Source organism: Phocaeicola coprocola DSM 17136 (assembly GCF_000154845.1).
GTDB lineage: Bacteria > Bacteroidota > Bacteroidia > Bacteroidales > Bacteroidaceae > Phocaeicola > Phocaeicola coprocola.
Genome location: NZ_DS981512.1, coordinates 126,640 through 144,193, shown reverse-complemented (window position 1 = coordinate 144,193; position 17,554 = coordinate 126,640). Strand labels below are relative to the sequence as shown.

At 50.3% G+C, this 17,554-nt stretch carries 20 protein-coding genes and 1 pseudogene; 4 read left to right on the top strand and 17 right to left on the bottom strand.

All coding sequences use genetic code 11. The features are described 5' to 3' along the window. From BACCOP_RS20550 to BACCOP_RS18870, 16 genes and pseudogenes are all read right to left on the bottom strand, one after another. Positions 1 to 104: pseudogene (locus BACCOP_RS20550) on the bottom strand (DUF3873 family protein); the annotation flags it as partial. 19 nt (positions 105 to 123) lie between these two features. After that, entirely contained in the window at positions 124 to 381 is a 258-nt protein-coding gene (locus tag BACCOP_RS18950; RefSeq protein WP_004291531.1) for a hypothetical protein, read from the bottom strand. A gap of 24 nt (positions 382 to 405) precedes the next feature. After that, a complete protein-coding gene (locus tag BACCOP_RS18945) occupies positions 406 to 1,737 on the bottom strand; it encodes a PcfJ domain-containing protein (protein ID WP_004291532.1) in 1,332 nt (443 codons plus the stop codon). Continuing rightward, a complete protein-coding gene (locus tag BACCOP_RS18940) occupies positions 1,734 to 2,150 on the bottom strand; it encodes a PcfK-like family protein (RefSeq protein WP_004291533.1) in 417 nt (138 codons plus the stop codon). The genes BACCOP_RS18945 and BACCOP_RS18940 overlap by 4 nt, the downstream gene beginning before the upstream one ends. A gap of 13 nt (positions 2,151 to 2,163) precedes the next feature. After that, positions 2,164 to 2,385 carry a hypothetical protein gene (locus BACCOP_RS18935; protein ID WP_004291534.1) on the bottom strand — a complete coding sequence of 74 codons (222 nt, stop codon included), beginning with the start codon at positions 2,383 to 2,385 and terminating at the stop codon, positions 2,164 to 2,166. An 11-nt stretch (positions 2,386 to 2,396) separates the two neighbouring features. After that, positions 2,397 to 2,612, bottom strand: a complete 216-nt coding sequence (locus tag BACCOP_RS18930) for a hypothetical protein (RefSeq protein WP_004291535.1) — start codon at positions 2,610 to 2,612, stop codon at positions 2,397 to 2,399. 161 nt (positions 2,613 to 2,773) lie between these two features. After that, complete coding sequence (locus BACCOP_RS20305) at positions 2,774 to 3,160, bottom strand: hypothetical protein (RefSeq protein ID WP_009126113.1); 387 nt, start codon at positions 3,158 to 3,160, stop codon at positions 2,774 to 2,776. An 824-nt stretch (positions 3,161 to 3,984) separates the two neighbouring features. Continuing rightward, entirely contained in the window at positions 3,985 to 4,899 is a 915-nt protein-coding gene (locus BACCOP_RS18920) for a hypothetical protein (protein ID WP_007572000.1), read from the bottom strand. A gap of 765 nt (positions 4,900 to 5,664) precedes the next feature. Then, positions 5,665 to 6,366, bottom strand: coding sequence for a hypothetical protein (locus BACCOP_RS18910; RefSeq protein WP_225719306.1), 702 nt, complete (start codon positions 6,364 to 6,366; stop codon positions 5,665 to 5,667). Positions 6,367 to 6,381: 15 nt separating this feature from the next. Next, positions 6,382 to 6,963: a hypothetical protein gene (locus tag BACCOP_RS18905; RefSeq protein WP_007571996.1), complete on the bottom strand. Its 582-nt coding sequence runs from the start codon at positions 6,961 to 6,963 to the stop codon at positions 6,382 to 6,384. Between the two features lie 627 nt (positions 6,964 to 7,590). Continuing rightward, the gene (locus tag BACCOP_RS18895) at positions 7,591 to 9,321 is read right to left on the bottom strand and encodes an ABC transporter ATP-binding protein (protein ID WP_007571994.1); all 1,731 of its coding nucleotides are present in this window, start codon (positions 9,319 to 9,321) and stop codon (positions 7,591 to 7,593) included. A 12-nt stretch (positions 9,322 to 9,333) separates the two neighbouring features. After that, complete coding sequence (locus BACCOP_RS18890; RefSeq protein WP_007571993.1) at positions 9,334 to 9,954, bottom strand: class I SAM-dependent methyltransferase; 621 nt, start codon at positions 9,952 to 9,954, stop codon at positions 9,334 to 9,336. A 10-nt stretch (positions 9,955 to 9,964) separates the two neighbouring features. Continuing rightward, positions 9,965 to 11,770: an ABC transporter ATP-binding protein gene (locus BACCOP_RS18885; RefSeq protein WP_007571990.1), complete on the bottom strand. Its 1,806-nt coding sequence runs from the start codon at positions 11,768 to 11,770 to the stop codon at positions 9,965 to 9,967. A 24-nt stretch (positions 11,771 to 11,794) separates the two neighbouring features. After that, positions 11,795 to 12,496: an L-2-amino-thiazoline-4-carboxylic acid hydrolase gene (locus BACCOP_RS18880; protein WP_007571988.1), complete on the bottom strand. Its 702-nt coding sequence runs from the start codon at positions 12,494 to 12,496 to the stop codon at positions 11,795 to 11,797. Continuing rightward, the gene (locus BACCOP_RS18875; RefSeq protein ID WP_007571986.1) at positions 12,493 to 13,347 is read right to left on the bottom strand and encodes a class I SAM-dependent methyltransferase; all 855 of its coding nucleotides are present in this window, start codon (positions 13,345 to 13,347) and stop codon (positions 12,493 to 12,495) included. Before BACCOP_RS18875 ends, BACCOP_RS18880 begins: the two co-directional genes overlap by 4 nt. Positions 13,348 to 13,479: 132 nt before the next feature. Further along, complete coding sequence (locus tag BACCOP_RS18870) at positions 13,480 to 14,091, bottom strand: TetR/AcrR family transcriptional regulator (RefSeq protein ID WP_007571984.1); 612 nt, start codon at positions 14,089 to 14,091, stop codon at positions 13,480 to 13,482. Positions 14,092 to 14,341: 250 nt separating this feature from the next. Here BACCOP_RS18870 and BACCOP_RS18865 point away from each other — a divergent pair, with 250 nt between their 5' ends. The 3 genes from BACCOP_RS18865 (at position 14,342) to BACCOP_RS18855 (ending at position 16,261) form a co-directional block, all read left to right on the top strand. Then, complete coding sequence (locus BACCOP_RS18865; RefSeq protein WP_007571983.1) at positions 14,342 to 15,151, top strand: KilA-N domain-containing protein; 810 nt, start codon at positions 14,342 to 14,344, stop codon at positions 15,149 to 15,151. Between the two features lie 56 nt (positions 15,152 to 15,207). Beyond that, positions 15,208 to 15,762, top strand: a complete 555-nt coding sequence (locus tag BACCOP_RS18860; RefSeq protein WP_007571982.1) for a Crp/Fnr family transcriptional regulator — start codon at positions 15,208 to 15,210, stop codon at positions 15,760 to 15,762. Between the two features lie 79 nt (positions 15,763 to 15,841). Then, positions 15,842 to 16,261, top strand: a complete 420-nt coding sequence (locus tag BACCOP_RS18855) for a DUF4405 domain-containing protein (RefSeq protein WP_007571980.1) — start codon at positions 15,842 to 15,844, stop codon at positions 16,259 to 16,261. 11 nt (positions 16,262 to 16,272) lie between these two features. Here the strand turns inward: BACCOP_RS18855 and BACCOP_RS18850 are convergent, their stop codons facing one another. Then, the gene (locus BACCOP_RS18850) at positions 16,273 to 16,542 is read right to left on the bottom strand and encodes a hypothetical protein (protein WP_225719305.1); all 270 of its coding nucleotides are present in this window, start codon (positions 16,540 to 16,542) and stop codon (positions 16,273 to 16,275) included. A gap of 189 nt (positions 16,543 to 16,731) precedes the next feature. On the opposite strand from BACCOP_RS18850, the gene BACCOP_RS18845 reads away from it, so the two are divergent. Next, positions 16,732 to 17,391 carry a recombinase family protein gene (locus BACCOP_RS18845; RefSeq protein WP_007571976.1) on the top strand — a complete coding sequence of 220 codons (660 nt, stop codon included), beginning with the start codon at positions 16,732 to 16,734 and terminating at the stop codon, positions 17,389 to 17,391. Positions 17,392 to 17,554: the final 163 nt, after the last annotated feature.

Below are 17,554 nucleotides of genomic sequence, written 5' to 3'. Positions count from 1 at the left end.
ACTCGCACTGTGGTGGATTCCGATACCCGATTGGAACGCTCGTATTTCTCCGTACCTGCTTCCGCGCAGGTGCTTACTCCGTTGATGGTCATTCGTGTTGTCATAATGTTGCTTTTTAGATGGTTAAAAATGTACTGACAGAACTCTGTTCTTCATCACCATTTCGGGGTTGCTTGTGTAGCGTTGGTGCAGGTAGAAATGGTGTGAGCCGAAGCCGTAAAGGAAAAACTTGTCAAGTTCGTGCTTCTCGGCAAACTCCTTTACGCTCTTTCTCAATTCCCCCTCACTCGTTGTGAGAGTGAGGAGGTTCACAAATTCAAGGAACATCGTGGGGATTGCATCATCCCACACACAAATCATACTTTCAATTCTTACTTCCATATCAATGTTGTTTTAGGGGTTATGCTATGCCGCTTTCATCCGCTCACGGATAAGGTTGGCGTTCTTGTTCACAAGGTCTATGATGCGCTCGTGATATTCGGTGTCCTGGTTGTGCTTGCCGTGGCACTGCACCACTTCGAGGGTTCGCAAGTCCACCTCTACGGTTTCAATAATCTCATCGCCAATCCTTGCCGATAGTATGAGGGTGTCGGCTTTCTTGTAGTATCCACTGCCAAACACGCAGATGCCCTGCGTCTTGCCCTCGTTGTAATACTCGTCTATGCTTTCAAGCACCTTGACGATTATTTCCTCGTCCGTGATTACCAAGCCGAAGAATTTGGATTTGTTGGCGATGAAATCCTCCGCATCTTTCTTTCGTTGGAGTTGTCGCTGTTGCTCACGCTCACGCCTTTCAATCTCCCAACGGCGTTGCTCTGCGGCTCTTTCCTTCTCGTGTATGGCTTCAATTTTTCGGGTTGCGTTGTCGTGTGCCGCCATGAAATCTTCGGGACAGATGTTCTTCGGGTTACGGAGGTCTTGACCGAGTTTTTTGAGCATACGCAGATAGTCGCACCACATTGAGAGGTTGTCTATCTGATACTTGTGACGCTTGGCAATCAGATATGATGCCCAACATTCATCGGCAGTACGGGTATTGAAAAGAAAGTGTTTCATGACCTCAATCTCACCGCCTTTCATAAGGGTTTCAATTCTTGGGTCTGAAAGCAAGGCTTTGAAAAGACGCACGGGGGAGATGCCGTGGAAATCGCCCTTGAAGCCGTTACGTCTGAGTTGGGGCAATATCCTCATCTTTGGATATGCACAGCTTCTTGCCACCACATCATCGTATAGGCTGTTGTGCGGTCTTACCTCCATATCGCTGCCTAATGCCCACACATCGCAATAGCAGAAAAGGAAGCCACGGAGCAACGCCATGTCCGTAACCTTGCCGTCGGGTGAAATCCAACGCTGCACGACCTCGTGGCAGTAGAAACGCATCGGTTCGCCTTTCCTGCTCTCGCATCTGACCTGCGCCACGCGGATTACCTGATACCCTTTGCAGGTGGTTATCACGCTGAAATTCTGCGTTTCCTTGTAGATGCGTCTGCGTGTGTCCTGCACTTTGAGTTCGGCATGGCATTTGGGGCAGGTGCAGCCTTCAAGGGTGTCGCATAGTCCGCTGTCGCTGTGCCACTCGTGACCGCAGTCGGAACAGGTGATGTTCCCTTTCTTGGTGCGGTAGCCGATATGCTCAACGCAGTGGCGGTATGCCCAATCTATTTGTGTCGCTGATATGGGGCGAAGGTTGGCGGAAAGTCTTGCCACCTCTTTCTGTATCTTGGTCTTCGGTTTCATAAGCCTAAATCAAATAATGAGGGTTGGGGTTGGTTTTCTTTTCTCGCTGACGGTCTGTGGCGGTTCTGCAACTTGCGGAGTTCCTCCTCTTGGTATTTGCGGACAGCGTTCTGACGTGCCTCCGCCTTTTCCTCTGCCGTGAGTTTCACAACGTGGTTCACAACCACTTGGCAGTCCATCGGTTTGCCCACCTCTATCTCGTTTTCCTCATAGTAGTGGATGGCTTGCCCGAATATCTCTCCGTCCGTGAAACCGTTGCAACCGCTTTTCTGCACATAGTTCAGAATGTGGGTCACGCACTCGTCCATGTTCTTGGCAGGGTTGCGGTACTTCTTTGCAAATAGCGCATCTTCCTCCGCACGCTGTTCCAAGTACATATATATCGTTCTCTTGAAATGGTCTGTTCCTTTCATATCGCTGTCATTTTTAGATTATCTGTTTCAGTATCTCTCTCCAATAGGTCGGCTCTACCTCGCTGAGAAGGAAGTCCATGAAATCCCTCCGTGCGTCCTTGTTCAGTTCGTGGTACAATCTTCGGAAAGTTTCAAAATTGCCGTTGATGTACGTTTCCACCATATACACGAAGATGTTGTCCACCTCGTAATATCTGCACTGCTGCGCTGCCGTCTTGCTGTTTCTTTTTGCCATGTCGGTAAGGGTTAAAGGGTGAATAACCAAAGGATGAAGCCAAAGAAGGCAATGGTGGAAAGGATAGCCACGATTACACCTATCGCCACTCGGAACACTCCGTTTACAATCTCTCTGATGATGCCCCAAAGGATGCCGAACACCCCGAAGGCGGTGCGCATCATCAAGCCGCATATCGCCAACCCGATGTGTTGCGCCATTTGTCTGAAATTTGCCGTTGCCGTCATATCTTCGCTGTTTTTGATTTTTTTGTTTTTAATGCGGATTCAAGAGCTGAGGGAGTTGAGTTTCAAACTATCTTATCTGCCTCTCGTTTATCCGACATTTTTTTTATGCGTCTTTCTGTCGCATCGGTCGTTTTCGTTTCGGGTGCTTGAAAAGGTAGGGATTAGGGAATGCAAGGTTTTTCGGTCAAAATACTACCCGCAGGGCTGGAGATTTTTACCGAAAACAGGAGGCTTGACCTTGCTTTCCCGTCCAATCCCGGAATTACCTTTGCGCCCAGAACGAAAATGACTGACTGATGCGGCTTACTGAAAGGCGCAAAATGGAGGTAAACGAAAACAGAGGCAGATTGTGTAGAAAAAAACTTCAGGGGAAAATCCGTAAAAAAAAGAATCACCAAAAGGAAAAAGACATCACCGGAAGCGTGAAAAGGGCAAACCACAACAAAGGAAGTATGATTGTTTCCGATCCGACGGAACTTGTTCAGCCGGGTGGCAACAATCATTCTTCCCGGTTTGTCCGGCTGTGTGTGGGCGCCTGTTTCATTCATGGGGCAGGCTGACACACTCTGCATTCACTTTCCGCTTCCGGCAAAAGAGACAGCGAAAAAAGAAAAATCATTTGAAAACCCGTAAAAGCACCTCTTGGCATAGGCGCAAAAGAAAGGGGCATTGCTTCATCTGTCTAAACATCGTTTAGGCGTGAGGCAATGCCCTTTTCTCCAGCTATGCGGTAGTCGGCACACGTTTGTTCCAAACTCGTTTTGGGCAATGGTGTGCCGACGGACAATACCGCTTTTACGGAAAATTCTTATGAATGAGGGGATAAAAAACGGGAGTTTATATCAAAATCTCGAATTAAATAGCTACTTTTGCATACGAAGAGTTCTTTGAAGGTTACGCAACGCGCAGAAGGATAATGCAGTAGATAACTAACTAAATCGTAACCTATTACTATCAAGAGCAATTAACCTACGCTCATTTCCAATAAATTACACTCTTTTCGTAACTTCTTACTGCAAATATATAAAAATCAATTCCACAAGGTGCCATGAACGACTTTTTTTATTAAGATTCACAGGAATGTGATATAAAAGAGTTTAACTCCTCCGACGTTCCTTTGCAGCTGCATAGGGTGTCGTGTGTCTTGCCTTGATTTGTCGGGTAACGTCAGGAGCAAAAACGGGAAACGCTATCGGGAGGTAGAAAGGAATGGAAATGGGGTATAAGGGTTATAACAGGTGGACGTCCGCTTAAAAAGGAATTTCTTGTGACATGCCGGGTATGGCATATAACTGGAGAGACGACCTTGCGGAATAAAGCCCCCGAAACCGGCTTTGCAGGTTCGGAGGCTTGTGCCGCATGAGGCTATTTATCAGCGTTTGCCGTGCGCCTGTCCCAGAAGATAGTCTTGCAGGGATTGGTAGCGGTTTTGAATATTAGCGTTTTCATTGAAACCGTTCAGGCAATGAAGCAATGCTTTTTCGAGCGTGATGTATCGGCGGCTGAAAGTCTGTACGTTATCCAAGCAACAGGCTTCCAAAGCGTATTTGAACGGTGCAAAATTTTCAGGTTCTTTCCGAATCCGCACATGCCACAGGAAGAACAACTGAATCGTGAAACTGTCGGATTCACCTGCTTTCATCAAATGTTCTTCATCGAGCAACCGTCGGACAAGCTCCGGGGTAAGCTGGCAATCATTTTTCCGGTAATACATGCGTTTTGCCGTATTATAGGCTGCAAACTGTTCGATGTCCTGTGCCGTCAGCCTGTATACTTCCGAGTAAAATGCACGTACTTCTTTACCTGTAACAACGATTTTCTCGTCTCCGAACTCGTATTCATACGCTTTTTCATCGGAGATTTCCTCTTCTGTTAAGGTCTTGAACCCGTAACATTCCGTTACGATGAACGGTTCTTTTCCGAACTCCGCCAGAGATTCGAGGGCATGGAGGCTGTTGCAGGAGAAGAACATGTCGTTTCCAATACTTTCACCGCTTTCCAGCAGCCGGATTTTTACGTCTTCGGAATCGTTGGTGTACTTCCATACTATCCGACAACTTGCATAATGGGGCTTCCTGCCGTTCGCCTCGACAAATCCGGCAAATCCGCTCTTGATGGCGGCCTTTGTCTTCTCTACATCCGTCAGGACGCTTCGTGCCTTACAGGTTTCGCACCGGCCGAATTGCAAAGAATCGTCGGAAATTTCCGTTATCACTTTGGTGTTGGGGTTTACTGTGGCTTCGCATACTACCTGCGTACCGCCACATCGTGTACATATTATACTCATATCTTGTCAAGATTAAAAATTAATATATCTTTCTATCCGCTATATTGAACTTGTCGATAAGGTTCAGCCAATGGCTGCAATTCCTTTTCAACAAAACAATTTATCCAGATTCTGCTTAAAGCGTAGCATTAGGCGACACTTCCCATCGCATTTACGAACCGACCCCATATAGGCGCATTGACCGCTTGTTTCATCAAACAAAAAACATGACTGCCGGAATGCCTCAAAAATTCTTATCTTAACCTGTTCGTCCAGAACTTTCCCTTCCATAATTTGATTACCATTTGCGTGCATAATACATAAAAGTTAAATTAAACTCCGAGTTATTTATTTCCCTCCTCTCGGAAGCTTTTCAGCTTTCCTTGCCGGGAGAGATTTTACATGCAGATCAGACAGCGGGGAAAGGACGGGAAGGCAAGCAAACAGCCGGGGATTTCACGGAATACCCAACCCGACAGGCGCAGCAAGGAGGGAACTGAAAGGACATCTTCGATTTGGGAAGGCTGCCGGGCAAATCCACGAGCGGTTAGCATGGCGGTACTTGACACCGGACGACCGCTGTACCTTTGCATGGGAAAATCCAACCGGCGAGAAAGTGGCGGAAACGAGATAAGGGAAAGAAGGAGATACGATAGTGGAGTAAAAGGGGAAGAAGCCGGACTGTATAAAAAAGCCGGAACATTGGCTAAAAAAGGAGGTCGTTCCGTGGAAACGGCGTACAGAGAAAGTCCTCTCGAACTTTTACTGTCCGAGAGGGCTTATCGTCTACTCTATAAAATGGTAATGGGCATTTTGGCATTCTCCGTTCGATTGTGTCTTTTGCAAAACGTCATCGACGCTGGAATATCGGCTAAAACAGCCGTTATATATCTGCTTGCCGTCGAGCGTTATCCGTTGCAGGTAACAGCCGCATACTCCGTCACGGCTACGGTCAGCGACAAAATAGAACACGATACCGTTGCTGTACGACAATCGCAATTCCGTATAGTTTATCTCGGTTTTGGGCTGTTCGGTCGGCAGACGGGTATTGAAATAACCCGTAGCCAGCATGACCTGTCCGGCGAAACGCATGGCTTCTGCCCGATATTTTTTCATGGCCGAAGCCACGGGGCTTTCGTCCCGACCGTTTCCGACAAACGATGCGGGCAGGCTTCTGTTCCTGTAAGACAGTTTGAACATGCCGACCTCTTCCTGCACCACGGGCAGGCCGACAGCTTCGTACTCCTCTTTCGTCATTTCGATGAAACGTGTGCGTTCCTCGTCCAGATAGAGGCGGTAAGCGGGTTTCACCCGCTCCCGCTTCTCTTCATATTCCGCCTGTTCCCGTGCGTTCATGCAGTTATAAACGTGTCGGGACACTCTCCGCACCGCATTGACGAAAGTCGGGCTTTTGCATATCCCGAAATGCCGGGCGAAGTCGGGTACAGTCCCGATAAAGCCGTACTCTTTCCAATGATAGGTTCTCATGGCTGTCTGTCCGATTTAATCCACGACCACATATTCATTGATACTGCAGCAAGAATCGGGGTTTTCCTGCGCCCATTCTTCAAACAGAGCCTTGGCATCCTGTTCCGAGCGGACGGTTTTTCCTGCGACCTCGCCAAGCCACGCAAACAGGCTCTCCCTGTCGGCAAAATATTCGCAGAAGTATTTGCCTTTGGCAGTACATAAATCGACTATGTATTTGTCGGTAAAATACTTGCCTTCGCTGTCGTTGGTCTCGTAGAAGCCCATTCCCGGCTCTTCGGTCTGGTAATAATAACGGAGCGATGGGAATTTCTCGCACACGAGGTCGAATGTCTCGTTGCATGGCCCCCATGCCGTCTCCGTCGTAAAGCGGAGGGTTTCGCCCACCATTTCGAGGTTTGCCCAATCTCCCCGACAACTCACCTTGTCCCAGTCCTTGCCCAAGGCATCCACAAGACACCCCAGCCATGATGTCCCGAAGCCGTTTTTCACGGCAGGCGTTTTTCTGTCCTGCAAATCTTTCATCAACTCATAGAGGCTTTTGATTTCCTGCGCGTCGCCCTCTATCACATACGCTGTTGAACACCAGTTTGGCATAATCGTTAATTTTTATTCGTTAAACTTTTTCTTCCCTTTTTTCGGAAGCTGTTCCGGCTTCCTTATCGGGATAGATTTTACATGCAGGCCAGACAGCGGGAAAATGAGGAAAAGGCAAGGAAACCGCCGGGGATTGAACGGAATACCCAACCCGACAGCGCAGCACGGCGGGGACCGAAAGGTCATCTTCGATTTGGGAAGGCTGCCGGGCAAATCCGCGAGCCGGTTAGCGGAGCGGTACTTGACGACCGAATGACGCTGTACCTTCGCATGGGAAAATCACACCGACAAGGGAGTGCGGCAGGGAGCGATAAGAACGAGAATAAATAAAAAGGAGAGGTGAACGGGATATAACGGGTATAGAATATGGACTTGAAAAGGAAATTTTTCGGTATAATTATAATAAGGTGTTTCCGGACACGAGGCCGGGTAGCCGTCTTGTCTCTGCCATAACCGAAAGGTCCAGCGAACAATGAATAACGCAGCATCGTTCAGCAGTCAGAAACAGTAACTATGCCGTCGTACTGATTTACGACAATGCCGATAAAATAAGGAAAAGCCGAAAAGAGGGGCTTGCCTTCTTTCCGGCTTTTCGTGAAAGTCCTATTATCCGGGCTTCCCGTTATTCTATACGGTCCAGCCTGCGGACTTCTCTTGAATCGTCCACAGACGGGCATAAAGCCCCTCGTGCCGCATCAGTTCGTCGTGCGTGCCTTGTTCTTTTACCCGTCCGTCTTCCAGAACGACGATCCGGTCCGCATTCATGATCGTCTTAAGCTTGTGGGCGATGACGATGACGGTGCGTCCCTTGATAAGCGTGTCGATGGCTTTCTGCACCTCCACCTCGTTTTCCGGGTCGAGCGATGCGGTCGCCTCGTCCAGCAGGATAATCGGCGCATCCTTCAAGATGGCGCGGGCGATGGATATGCGCTGTTTCTCGCCGCCGGACAGCGTGCAACCGCCCTCACCCACCATCGTGTCGTATCCCTGCGGCAGGCGCATGATGAAATCGTGGCAGCAGGCTTTCTCGGCTGCCGCGATGATCTCCTCGTCCGTCGCACCGGGCTTTCCGAAACGGATATTGTCGCGTATCGTGTCCTGAAACAGATAGACGTCCTGGAACACCATCGAGATGCGGCTCATCAGACTTTCAGGTTCTATATCTTTCATCGGAACGCCATCGAAAAGGACACGCCCCTGCTGCGGGTCGTAGAATCGGGCGCAAAGTTTCATCACCGTACTTTTCCCGCTCCCCGAAGGACCGACGAGAGCCGTCAGCGTGTTTCTCGGAAACGCGATGGAAACGTCCTGAAGCACCTTCTTGTCCTGATAGGCGAACGACACATGCTCGAACCGGATGTCGCCGGTGGCCGGCGCCTGCCGTTCGCCTTCCATCTCCGGCTCGTTCATCAGCGTGAGAATACGCCCTCCGGCAATGGAGAAGTAGCGGAACTCCGCAAAGTTGGTCAGCGCCGAAGTCAGCGGGTCGAACACGCGCGAGCCGACCACGAGGAACAGCACGAAGACGAGCAGCGAGAGTTCGCCTCCCAACAGCAGGTAGGTTCCGCACAGCACCATCAGGGTCAGTCCGGCCCGCACCAATGTAATGCTCAGCAGCACGAAAGGCCCCAGCATGGCTTCCTGACGGATACAGGCACGGCGCAGTTCCGCAAAAGCATCGCGCAGGCGGACAAAGCGGTCGCCCAGCAGGTTGTAGGCTTTCATCACGCGAATGCCCTGCAAGTATTCCTCCAAGCGGTTCCCGGCATTGATTTTGGCTTGTATCTGCCTGCCGCTCAACTTTTTCTGCACACTCGTGCTCATCCATAGGACAAGCAAGGCGACCGGCAGTGCGGCGAACATGGCAACGGCCATCCGCCAGTCGATCCATACCAGCGAGAGGAATGCCAGCACGGGCATGACGACGGCTCCCATCAGTTGGGGCAAATGGTGGGAAATGCCCGTCTCGGCCATCGTGAAATCGGTAACGAGCATGGACGAAAGATCGCCGGGGTCGCGCCGGGAAAGAAATCCGAGAGAGAGTTTCCGCAGATGTTCCGCCAGTGCAATGCGCCCCGACGCACTCATTTCGTAGGCTCCTCTGAAATTGGCCCGGTAGGAGGCCCGTTCGGCCAAAGCCATCACCAGCATATAGACAGCCAATATGCCGAAAATGCACCACAGTCTTGCCGTGTCGAGCGGTCGTCCGCTGCCGTCGAACGCGGCGAAGATGATGCGCACCGCCTCGATGGAGAGGCAGAAAGGTATGATGTTGACCAGATTGGCGAGCATGGTATAGCCCACGGGCTTGTAAAGACGTTCCGTATGGCCTATCGTAATGTTTTTAATCGCATTCATGTTCCACTCCTTTCATTTATGTGCGACGATATGCAGTTCTTCTTTTTTCTGAATTACCCGGATGTCGGAAAAGCCGGCTTGGGACAGCAACTGTTTCAGTTCTTCGGCTCCGTACACCGTCATTCCCTTTATCCGCTCCGTCCACGCCTTTCCGAGTTCGGGGTCGCTCGCTTCCAGACTGATGAGAAAGCAGCCCCCTTTCCGGATCACGCGGAAGACTTCGGCCAGCGCCTTGCTGACGGAAGACCAGAAATAGACGGTCTCGAAGGCCGTAACGGCATCGAAGGCCCCGTCCCCGTAAGGCAGGGAGCAGACATCGCCCTGCTGTATGAAACATCGGCGGTCCAGTTCTCCCGCATTGTGCCTGCGGGCGAAGGCGACGCTCTCCTCCGACAGGTCCATGCCGTAAACTTTTCCCTGCGGACACAGCTTCAGCAGACGCTTCACGTTGGCGCCGCCCCCGCATCCGATGTCCAGCACATTCCATTCCGGCCGCCAGTCCACCTGTTTCATGCCGCGATGGGCCAGCGAAGCGTGGAAACAGTTCATTCCCCGCAAAATCATCCGTCCCCAGAATCCCTGCGGACAACTCGTATTCTGTAAAATATCGTTCAAGAAACTATTCTTTTTCATATCTCCGTATTCAATTTTTGTTCAACTTCCAATGATAAGCGCTCGTATAGGCATCCCACATGTTCTTGTAGAGCCCCTCGGCGACGGATAAGTCGTCGTGCTGGCCCTGCTGTACGATCCGTCCCTGCTGCAAGACCACGATGTTGTCCGCCGAGACGATGGACGACAGCCGGTGGGCGATAATAATCACGGTCTTGCCTTTTATCAGGGATTGAAGGGCCTGCTGCATCTTGTATTCGTTCTCCGGATCGGCGAAGGCCGTGGCTTCGTCCAGTACCAGTATCGGCGCATTCTTCAGAATGGCGCGGGCCACGCATACCCGCTGCGCCTCGCCGCCCGACAGATACACGCCCTCGTCGCCTATTCTCGTCTCGTAGCCTTGCGGCAGCCGCTCGATGAACTCGTGGCACTGGGCGGCTTTGGCCGCCGCCACGACCGTTTCTTTCGTTGCGGCGGGGGAACCGACGGCGATGTTCTCGTACAGCGTGTCGTAGAACAGGAACGTATCCTGAAAGACGAATGAAACGGTATCCATCAACTGCGTCGTAGCGATGTTCTTGATGTTCACGCCACCGATGAGAATCTCGCCCTGCTCCACGTCCCAGAAACGGGGAATCAGGTTCGCGACGGTGGACTTGCCGCTTCCCGAAGGCCCCACGAGCGCCGTAATCCGGCCTTGCGGCGCCGTGAAGCAAACATCGCGCAGCGCCTCGGTACGTGTGCCCTGTTCCGTATTTTCGTAGGAGAATGACACGTGGCGGAACTCCACCTCATACGACTGCGGCACTTCGGGGTGTTCCGGTTCGGGAACGGGCTTTTTCTCCAGAATGCGGTCGATACGCGCCACGCCTTCGTCGATCTCCTTGGTGTTTCCGCCCAGGAACGTCAGTTTGTAGATGGGCGAAGCCACACCCGGTCCCATGATGATGAAAAACAGCCATACGGCGGCCAATGCGAGCGACTGCGGATTCCCTTGTATCAGCAGGATACCCACGGGAAGAATGAACGTCACCATCGAACCCAGCAGGACGGTGAACGCGATCATCCCGTTCTGGTAGGTGTCGCAGCATTTCAGGGCGAACGTCTTGTAAGCCTGTATCTCGGCGTTGAACTGCCGGAACGAGCGGACGCTCTGTCCGAATATCTTCACCACGGGCATTCCCCTGACGTACTGCACGGCGGAGGCGCTCATCTTTTCCTGCGCATCATAGTAAATACTCATGAACTCCCGTGCCTTCTTCCCCATGAAATTGGAGAATTGCAGGGCGAAGCTCAACAGCACCACGGCCAGACAGACCGCCGTCAGCCATGTATCCAGCGAGAAAAAGATGACGAGCATCACCACGACCGTCGCCACTACGTTCACCAAATCGGGAATCGTGTGGGCGATGAATCCCTCGATTTTCTCGATGTTCTGCTCCATCGTCTTCTTGATGGCTCCGGTAGAGGTGTTGTTGAGATAACCCAGCGACAGCTTGCCGATATGCTCGGACAGCCGGACACGCAATCCGTACAGAATGCGGAATGCAGCCACGTGCGAGGACATCAGGGCGGCGTACAGCAGCACCAGTCCGCCGATAAGCCCGCAGAAGGCGATCCAGCCCCAACGAATCATGCCGGCTTCGTCCACCGAAGCCGGGCTTGTACCGTGCGTCAGCAGCTCTTTCAACACCTCGTACACCGCCCAATAGGGTACGAGCATACACACGGCGCTGCCTGCCGACAGCAGACCCGCCAGAAAAAGCAGCCCTTTCTTCTGCCCCGCGATCTCGAACAGGCGGGACAGACCTTCTTTCTTCTTTTCTTTTGTTTCCATATATTGAATTTTATCCGATTCTCTCTATCCGTTGTTGGTAAATTCCTGTAAATCTTCCGGCCGGATTACAACAGCCCCGTCAGCCGCTCCCCGCTCTTTTGTCAGCCGGAAATCGCAGCACGAAGCACCGTGTGCCAATGTGCGGGTCCGTGTCAGCCGGATACCGAGTACATCGTGTGTGATATAATCATTCACGCAGAAATAGGGAAAAAAGCACTCGACGCCAATACGGGAACAGAGTTCGGCGACCGGGCACCGGGCAATGTCCATACCGACATCGAACGTATCGTCCGCATTCGGCAACACGCAATCGAACAGCCAATCGTCCTCTGTGGAAACATGCGAAGCGGAAGCGATGCGACGCACATAGTCGGGCGAACACAACATTTCGCGTATTTCCGAAATTTTTTCAGAAGGGATACTCGACAACGTGAGCTTTTTCAATGCTTTCTGCGTAACAATGGAAAGTTCTGCCGGACTCCATCCTCTGGCCGACAGTTCTTGCCACAGACCGATCTCATAGGCTATACCGATAATGTTTTTCACCCATGGTGATGTCGGCGGGACATCCGGAATGATTGCGGAGATACGATGAAAATTCTCGACAGCCGCTTCCATCACGGAATCAACGGATTCGACCGACAAACGGGATGCCAGTTCTTCCCTGAAAAATTCTTCGAACCGTTCCAACATTGGGAGATAAGGTTCAATCGTCGTCTCTTTCATCTTTCATGGAGAATTGCCGCCGTGTCACGGGAATTCGATACGATTTCATATCCCAACATCGAACTGAACTTGTAGCACAGCCGCGTCATCCGTCCCAATATTTGCCCGAAGAAGAAGCCCCAGCGCGGACGGAAAAACTTCATGTAATTGGCCTGTTCCAAAAGGCGTAGGCGGGGTTCCCATTGTTCTACCAGACGCCCGTCGCTCAGACCGGAGCGGATTTGCGCCTCGTGTTCACGGAGCGAATCGGGTTTCACTCCGTGACGGCTCATCATCGTACCGCAGACGTCGAACCACAGTTCGCCGCCCCCGAAACGCTCGGCCACATGGTGCAGAAATGTTTTTACCTGCTTTTCATAGAAATACATCAGCACGCCTTCGACCACGAAGATGAAATGCGCATCGGGATGCCGGCGACGCAGGTCGTCCAGCCAGCCGGCATCCAGCAGGGAGGCCGCAATGTAGGGGTTGCCCGGCTGCTCCGGAATCAGCTCGCGGCGCAGCGCGATGACTTCCGGCAGGTCCATGTCGTAGAATACGGCCTTCCCGTCGCCGATACGCTGGAAACGGGTGTCCAGACCACAGCCCACATTCACCACCACCGCATCGGCGTGCTTCCCTATGAAGCGGCGCACGGCACGGTCGAAAAACCACCCGCGCACGACGCAGCCGACCTCGCTCAACTTCGCCCCGTCGAAACGGGAGTAGTCGTATTCCAGACTGTCCACCAGCCCCTCCGCAACCTTGTCGTTCAGAATCGGGTTCTTTCGGCGGCTCTCTTTCGCCCTGTAATAGAGCGGAATGAGCAATGTCTCGGCGACAATGCTCTCGAATTTATGTCTCTGTTTCATTTGTTATGATATTTATTAATGAACGATATTCAGATTTGTTCACGAATAAAAAAAGAGGAAACCTTTGTGAAGATTTCCTCTTTTCCCGCTGCCCCGTTACGGCAGCTTGTCCGTATGTGTCTTTTCTATCTGTCATACCTTGATAATGGCCCTCCAACCTTGAATTTCAAACAGAATATAGTCATGCAGAATGGATTCCATTTCCTGTTTGGGCACCGCGTGCATCAACAGCTCCTCGAACAGCGTGAACATCCACACCGTATGCAGGTGAATGATAAAATCGGACACAGCCGTATTTATATTCGGGTACTTCTTCTTCATGGCGGCGAACCATGCCTTGACCAGCCCGGTCGAACGGTCGGTGTAGCTTTCGCGAAAATGTTCCAGCGAAGAGCCTTGGGCACGGAACAACAGGATCTCCAGCAGGCTGCGATGCGTTTCGATGAGCGAAACGTATTCGTCGATACAGGCTTTCAGGTATTTTTCGGAACGCATCGTCATCACGTCCTCGCCGCGTATGCCGTGATGCTCCTGCAACATGGCTTCCATAGCGTGCAGGACGGGACGGACCACTTCACAGAACAATTCGTCCTTGTTCCGGAAATAATTATATATGTTCCCCACACCGACACCGACGGCTCCGGCAATCTCGCGCATGGAGGTCTTGGAATACCCCTGCTGCCCGAATCGCTGTTCGGCGACTGCCAATATGCGGCCGCGTATGTCTTCTTTGAGTACCTGCATAAATAATGAACGATGTTTCCGTTTATATTTTTGCAAAAGTACGGGGTTTGAATTTACTGGACAATACCTATTTATGGTGATTTTACATGATTGAAATAAGGGAAAAGCAGGTATTACCGGAGGTAGCGAAATACCTTGTCTATATCCTTGTCTATATCCGAAAGGAAAAGTCATATTGTTCATTGAAAAGGAGAAAGTCTCATAGATTATAATTACTTTTGTACATAAAACCCAAAGAATCAAATATAAAATGGCAAAGATTACAGTAAAAGACACAAGTGTCACAATTATATCAGTCAACGAGAATGATTATATCAGCCTGACAGACATAGCAAGATACAAAAGCGATGACCCGACTGCGGTTATCGGGAACTGGCTGCGTAACCGGAATACAATAGAATATCTGGGTATTTGGGAGAGTTTGTACAACCCGAGTTTTAAACCCCTCGAATTCGAGGGGTTTAAAAAGGAAGCCGGGCTGAACGCCTTTACCTTATCACCGACAAAATGGATAAGTACGACAAACGCAATAGGCATACTCTCCAAATCGGGACGCTACGGCGGCACTTACGCTCACAAGGATATAGCATTTAAGTTTGCAAGCTGGATTTCCGTTGAATTTGAACTGTATATTATAAAGGAGTTCCAACGATTAAAGACCGAGGAACAACAGCAACTCGGTTGGTCAGCCAAACGGGAACTGTCGAAAATCAACTACCGCATACATACCGATGCCATAAAACAGAACCTTATCCCGGCAGAGGTAACCGCCAAACAAGCCAGTATTATCTATGCCGATGAAGCCGATATGCTGAATGTGGCGATGTTCGGTATGACCGCCAAGATGTGGCGTGAGCAACACCCCGAACTGAAAGGGAATATCCGGGACTATGCCACAATCAATGAGCTTATTTGCCTCTCAAATATGGAAAACCTCAATGCAGTATTTATAGACCAAGGTATTCCGCAGGGTGAGCGGTTGATTAAACTCAATCAGATAGCCATTCAACAGATGAGAATATTGGGAACTGGCGGCAGCGAACGCAAGTTATTAAAGTAGATGAGTCTCTATCAGAATTTGTGCCGAGTACGTGATGAACAATACACTATCAAACCATGACGAATAAAGATGAAATGACAATGAACTCTGATAAAAACGCCTATTTTCTATCGCTTCCGGAGATAACCGAATTATCCGTTCCTCCTAAAACGATATTGTTGGAAGAAGGCAAGGTAGCCGACAGAATGTACCTGATCCGGAAAGGTTGCCTGCGCCTGTTTTTCAACAACGAAGGACGGGACATCACTTTCCAGTTCTTTTTCGAAGGGGATTTCGTCGCGTCATTCGACAGCCTGTATCAACGGACACCGAGCCTTTTTTCCCTGGAAAGCATAGAGCCGGCAGAACTGTCGGTTATGAAGCGGGAAGATTTTTTCAGAAACCTCGGACAGAAGCCCGCGCTACGGCAGATATATGAGGAAAAAATCATCGAACGCTTCCATGTTTATCAGCGGCTCTTCCTTTCCCGCATAAAGAACACCCCCCAACAACGGTATGAAGAACTGCTGAAAGAACACCCCTCTATCATACAGCGGATTCCCCAGCATTATATTGCCTCCTATTTGGGGATTACTTCTGTTTCCCTGTCGAGGATCAGAAACAGGCGATAGTTCATTTCTTTACATTTGTTATCGTCCGGTTCCAGTCGAAGATGCGAACTTTGCCGCATCTATTAAAACCGAAAGACAGATGAAAAAGATTTTTATAATAGACTGGAGCCTGATTCCCGTGTTTGTCCTGTCCGCATACTCCGGAATCGAATTGCATGTGGCCGACTATGAAGGCAATCACGAGGTATGGCATAATTGGGCAGTTTTCCATGTCCTGACGAGCCTGCTGTTCCTCATGGCCTCCATATTTCATATAGCGACGCATTGGGGCTGGTACAAGGGAACTGCCAAGAACGGAATAGGCCGGAAAAGCAAGGTCACGGCGGTACTGTCGGTCCTGTTCCTGTCCGTGGTTCTGACCGGATTTGCCCTGTTAGGCATAGAAGGAGCAGGTTCCCCGGTCGGGCAATGTCATTTTTGGGCAGGAATCGTTACAACTGTCCTTTCTATCGGCCATATACTGAAACGCCTTCCGTTGCTACGCAAATCATTGAAATAAGCACAACCTATTCAACGGACAACTTCCGGACAAAGCGTTCTTACAGAAATCGGGGTACTTATTACAAATGCGGCTTCTTGCTTACTGTCGAGAAGACCGCATTTTTCTTTATTTTTCGGCATATCATTCGATTTCAGCATTGCTCGTCCAACCATTTGGGGCATCCGGTCCATTCGTTGCCCCTTCAAATCCGGCATCAGAGAATGGCTGTTGTCATAGGCACCGACTTCATGCAGTTCCACGAATGAGGCATTTCCTCCGTAACGGTTTATGTTTTTCACGAGCTTACGGCCTGTCCGGAGAAAACATACGTGCCAGTTTTTCCCGACGAGATTCCGAAAAGACATTAAAATAGTTGAAGAATAAAATGTTACGCATACAATTATGTACAGAATCCTTTCATTTCGAACCATCATGCCTTATTTATACCGGACGGGGGCAATGTCGCTCCCGTAAAATAATTAAGGATTATGATAATAGGTTATTTAAGGGTCAGCACGGGCAAACAGAACCCGGCTAACCAACAAGACGAGATCCGGCGTTTCGCCGACAGTAGAAATCTTTCCGTCAGCCAGTGGGTGACGGAGGTCGCCAGCGGCAAGAAGAAGGGGTGCGACCGCAAATTAGGGGGACTGATACGGCGCATGAAACGGGGCGACACGCTGATTGTCACGGAAGTTTCGCGGCTAAGCCGCACGCTGACGGACCTCATGGCCATCATGGGCAAGTGTCTGGAGAAGGGAATCAACCTTTACACAACCAAGGAGGGGTATTCGTTCGACAACTCCATCAACAGCAAGGTACTTTGTTTCGCGTTCGGTCTGGTAGCGGAAATTGAACGCAACCTGATTTCGATGCGCACGAAGGAGGCTCTCGCCCTCCGGAAAGCCGAGGGTGTCGTCCTTGGTCGGAAAAAAGGCAGCTACACGAAAATGAACGTGCTGATCGAAAACCGAAAGGTCATCGTTGGCATGTTGAAGCGGAACTGTACGATTGCCGATATATGCAGGCGTTTCGACATTTCGCGGGATACATTCATGAAATTCCGTAGCCGCTATAAGGAAATAGATAAGGCCATGAAAGAGAAAGAGATAAGACGGAAAGGGGAGTTGCAAAAACGGAGGGTATGATTTTACGTTCGTTTTCAGCCACAAAATTACAAAAACACGAATTATCCACAAAAAAAATCTGCAAAAAATTGCGTTTCAGTTCTTTGAGTAGGACAAATTTTCCCGGAGTGTCCGAATAATACGACCTTTTTTCCGATAGTCTTTTTAACGAACGATTAAACCA

Coding starts and splice junctions, on each gene's coding strand:
- BACCOP_RS18950 (WP_004291531.1), bottom strand. CDS start 381: ATGGAAGTAAGAATTGAAAGTATGATTTGTGTGTGGGATGATGCAATC.
- BACCOP_RS18945 (WP_004291532.1), bottom strand. CDS start 1,737: ATGAAACCGAAGACCAAGATACAGAAAGAGGTGGCAAGACTTTCCGCC.
- BACCOP_RS18940 (WP_004291533.1), bottom strand. CDS start 2,150: ATGAAAGGAACAGACCATTTCAAGAGAACGATATATATGTACTTGGAA.
- BACCOP_RS18935 (WP_004291534.1), bottom strand. CDS start 2,385: ATGGCAAAAAGAAACAGCAAGACGGCAGCGCAGCAGTGCAGATATTAC.
- BACCOP_RS18930 (WP_004291535.1), bottom strand. CDS start 2,612: ATGACGGCAACGGCAAATTTCAGACAAATGGCGCAACACATCGGGTTG.
- BACCOP_RS20305 (WP_009126113.1), bottom strand. CDS start 3,160: ATGAATGAAACAGGCGCCCACACACAGCCGGACAAACCGGGAAGAATG.
- BACCOP_RS18920 (WP_007572000.1), bottom strand. CDS start 4,899: ATGAGTATAATATGTACACGATGTGGCGGTACGCAGGTAGTATGCGAA.
- BACCOP_RS18910 (WP_225719306.1), bottom strand. CDS start 6,366: ATGAGAACCTATCATTGGAAAGAGTACGGCTTTATCGGGACTGTACCC.
- BACCOP_RS18905 (WP_007571996.1), bottom strand. CDS start 6,963: ATGCCAAACTGGTGTTCAACAGCGTATGTGATAGAGGGCGACGCGCAG.
- BACCOP_RS18895 (WP_007571994.1), bottom strand. CDS start 9,321: ATGAATGCGATTAAAAACATTACGATAGGCCATACGGAACGTCTTTAC.
- BACCOP_RS18890 (WP_007571993.1), bottom strand. CDS start 9,954: ATGAAAAAGAATAGTTTCTTGAACGATATTTTACAGAATACGAGTTGT.
- BACCOP_RS18885 (WP_007571990.1), bottom strand. CDS start 11,770: ATGGAAACAAAAGAAAAGAAGAAAGAAGGTCTGTCCCGCCTGTTCGAG.
- BACCOP_RS18880 (WP_007571988.1), bottom strand. CDS start 12,496: ATGAAAGAGACGACGATTGAACCTTATCTCCCAATGTTGGAACGGTTC.
- BACCOP_RS18875 (WP_007571986.1), bottom strand. CDS start 13,347: ATGAAACAGAGACATAAATTCGAGAGCATTGTCGCCGAGACATTGCTC.
- BACCOP_RS18870 (WP_007571984.1), bottom strand. CDS start 14,091: ATGCAGGTACTCAAAGAAGACATACGCGGCCGCATATTGGCAGTCGCC.
- BACCOP_RS18865 (WP_007571983.1), top strand. CDS start 14,342: ATGGCAAAGATTACAGTAAAAGACACAAGTGTCACAATTATATCAGTC.
- BACCOP_RS18860 (WP_007571982.1), top strand. CDS start 15,208: ATGACGAATAAAGATGAAATGACAATGAACTCTGATAAAAACGCCTAT.
- BACCOP_RS18855 (WP_007571980.1), top strand. CDS start 15,842: ATGAAAAAGATTTTTATAATAGACTGGAGCCTGATTCCCGTGTTTGTC.
- BACCOP_RS18845 (WP_007571976.1), top strand. CDS start 16,732: ATGATAATAGGTTATTTAAGGGTCAGCACGGGCAAACAGAACCCGGCT.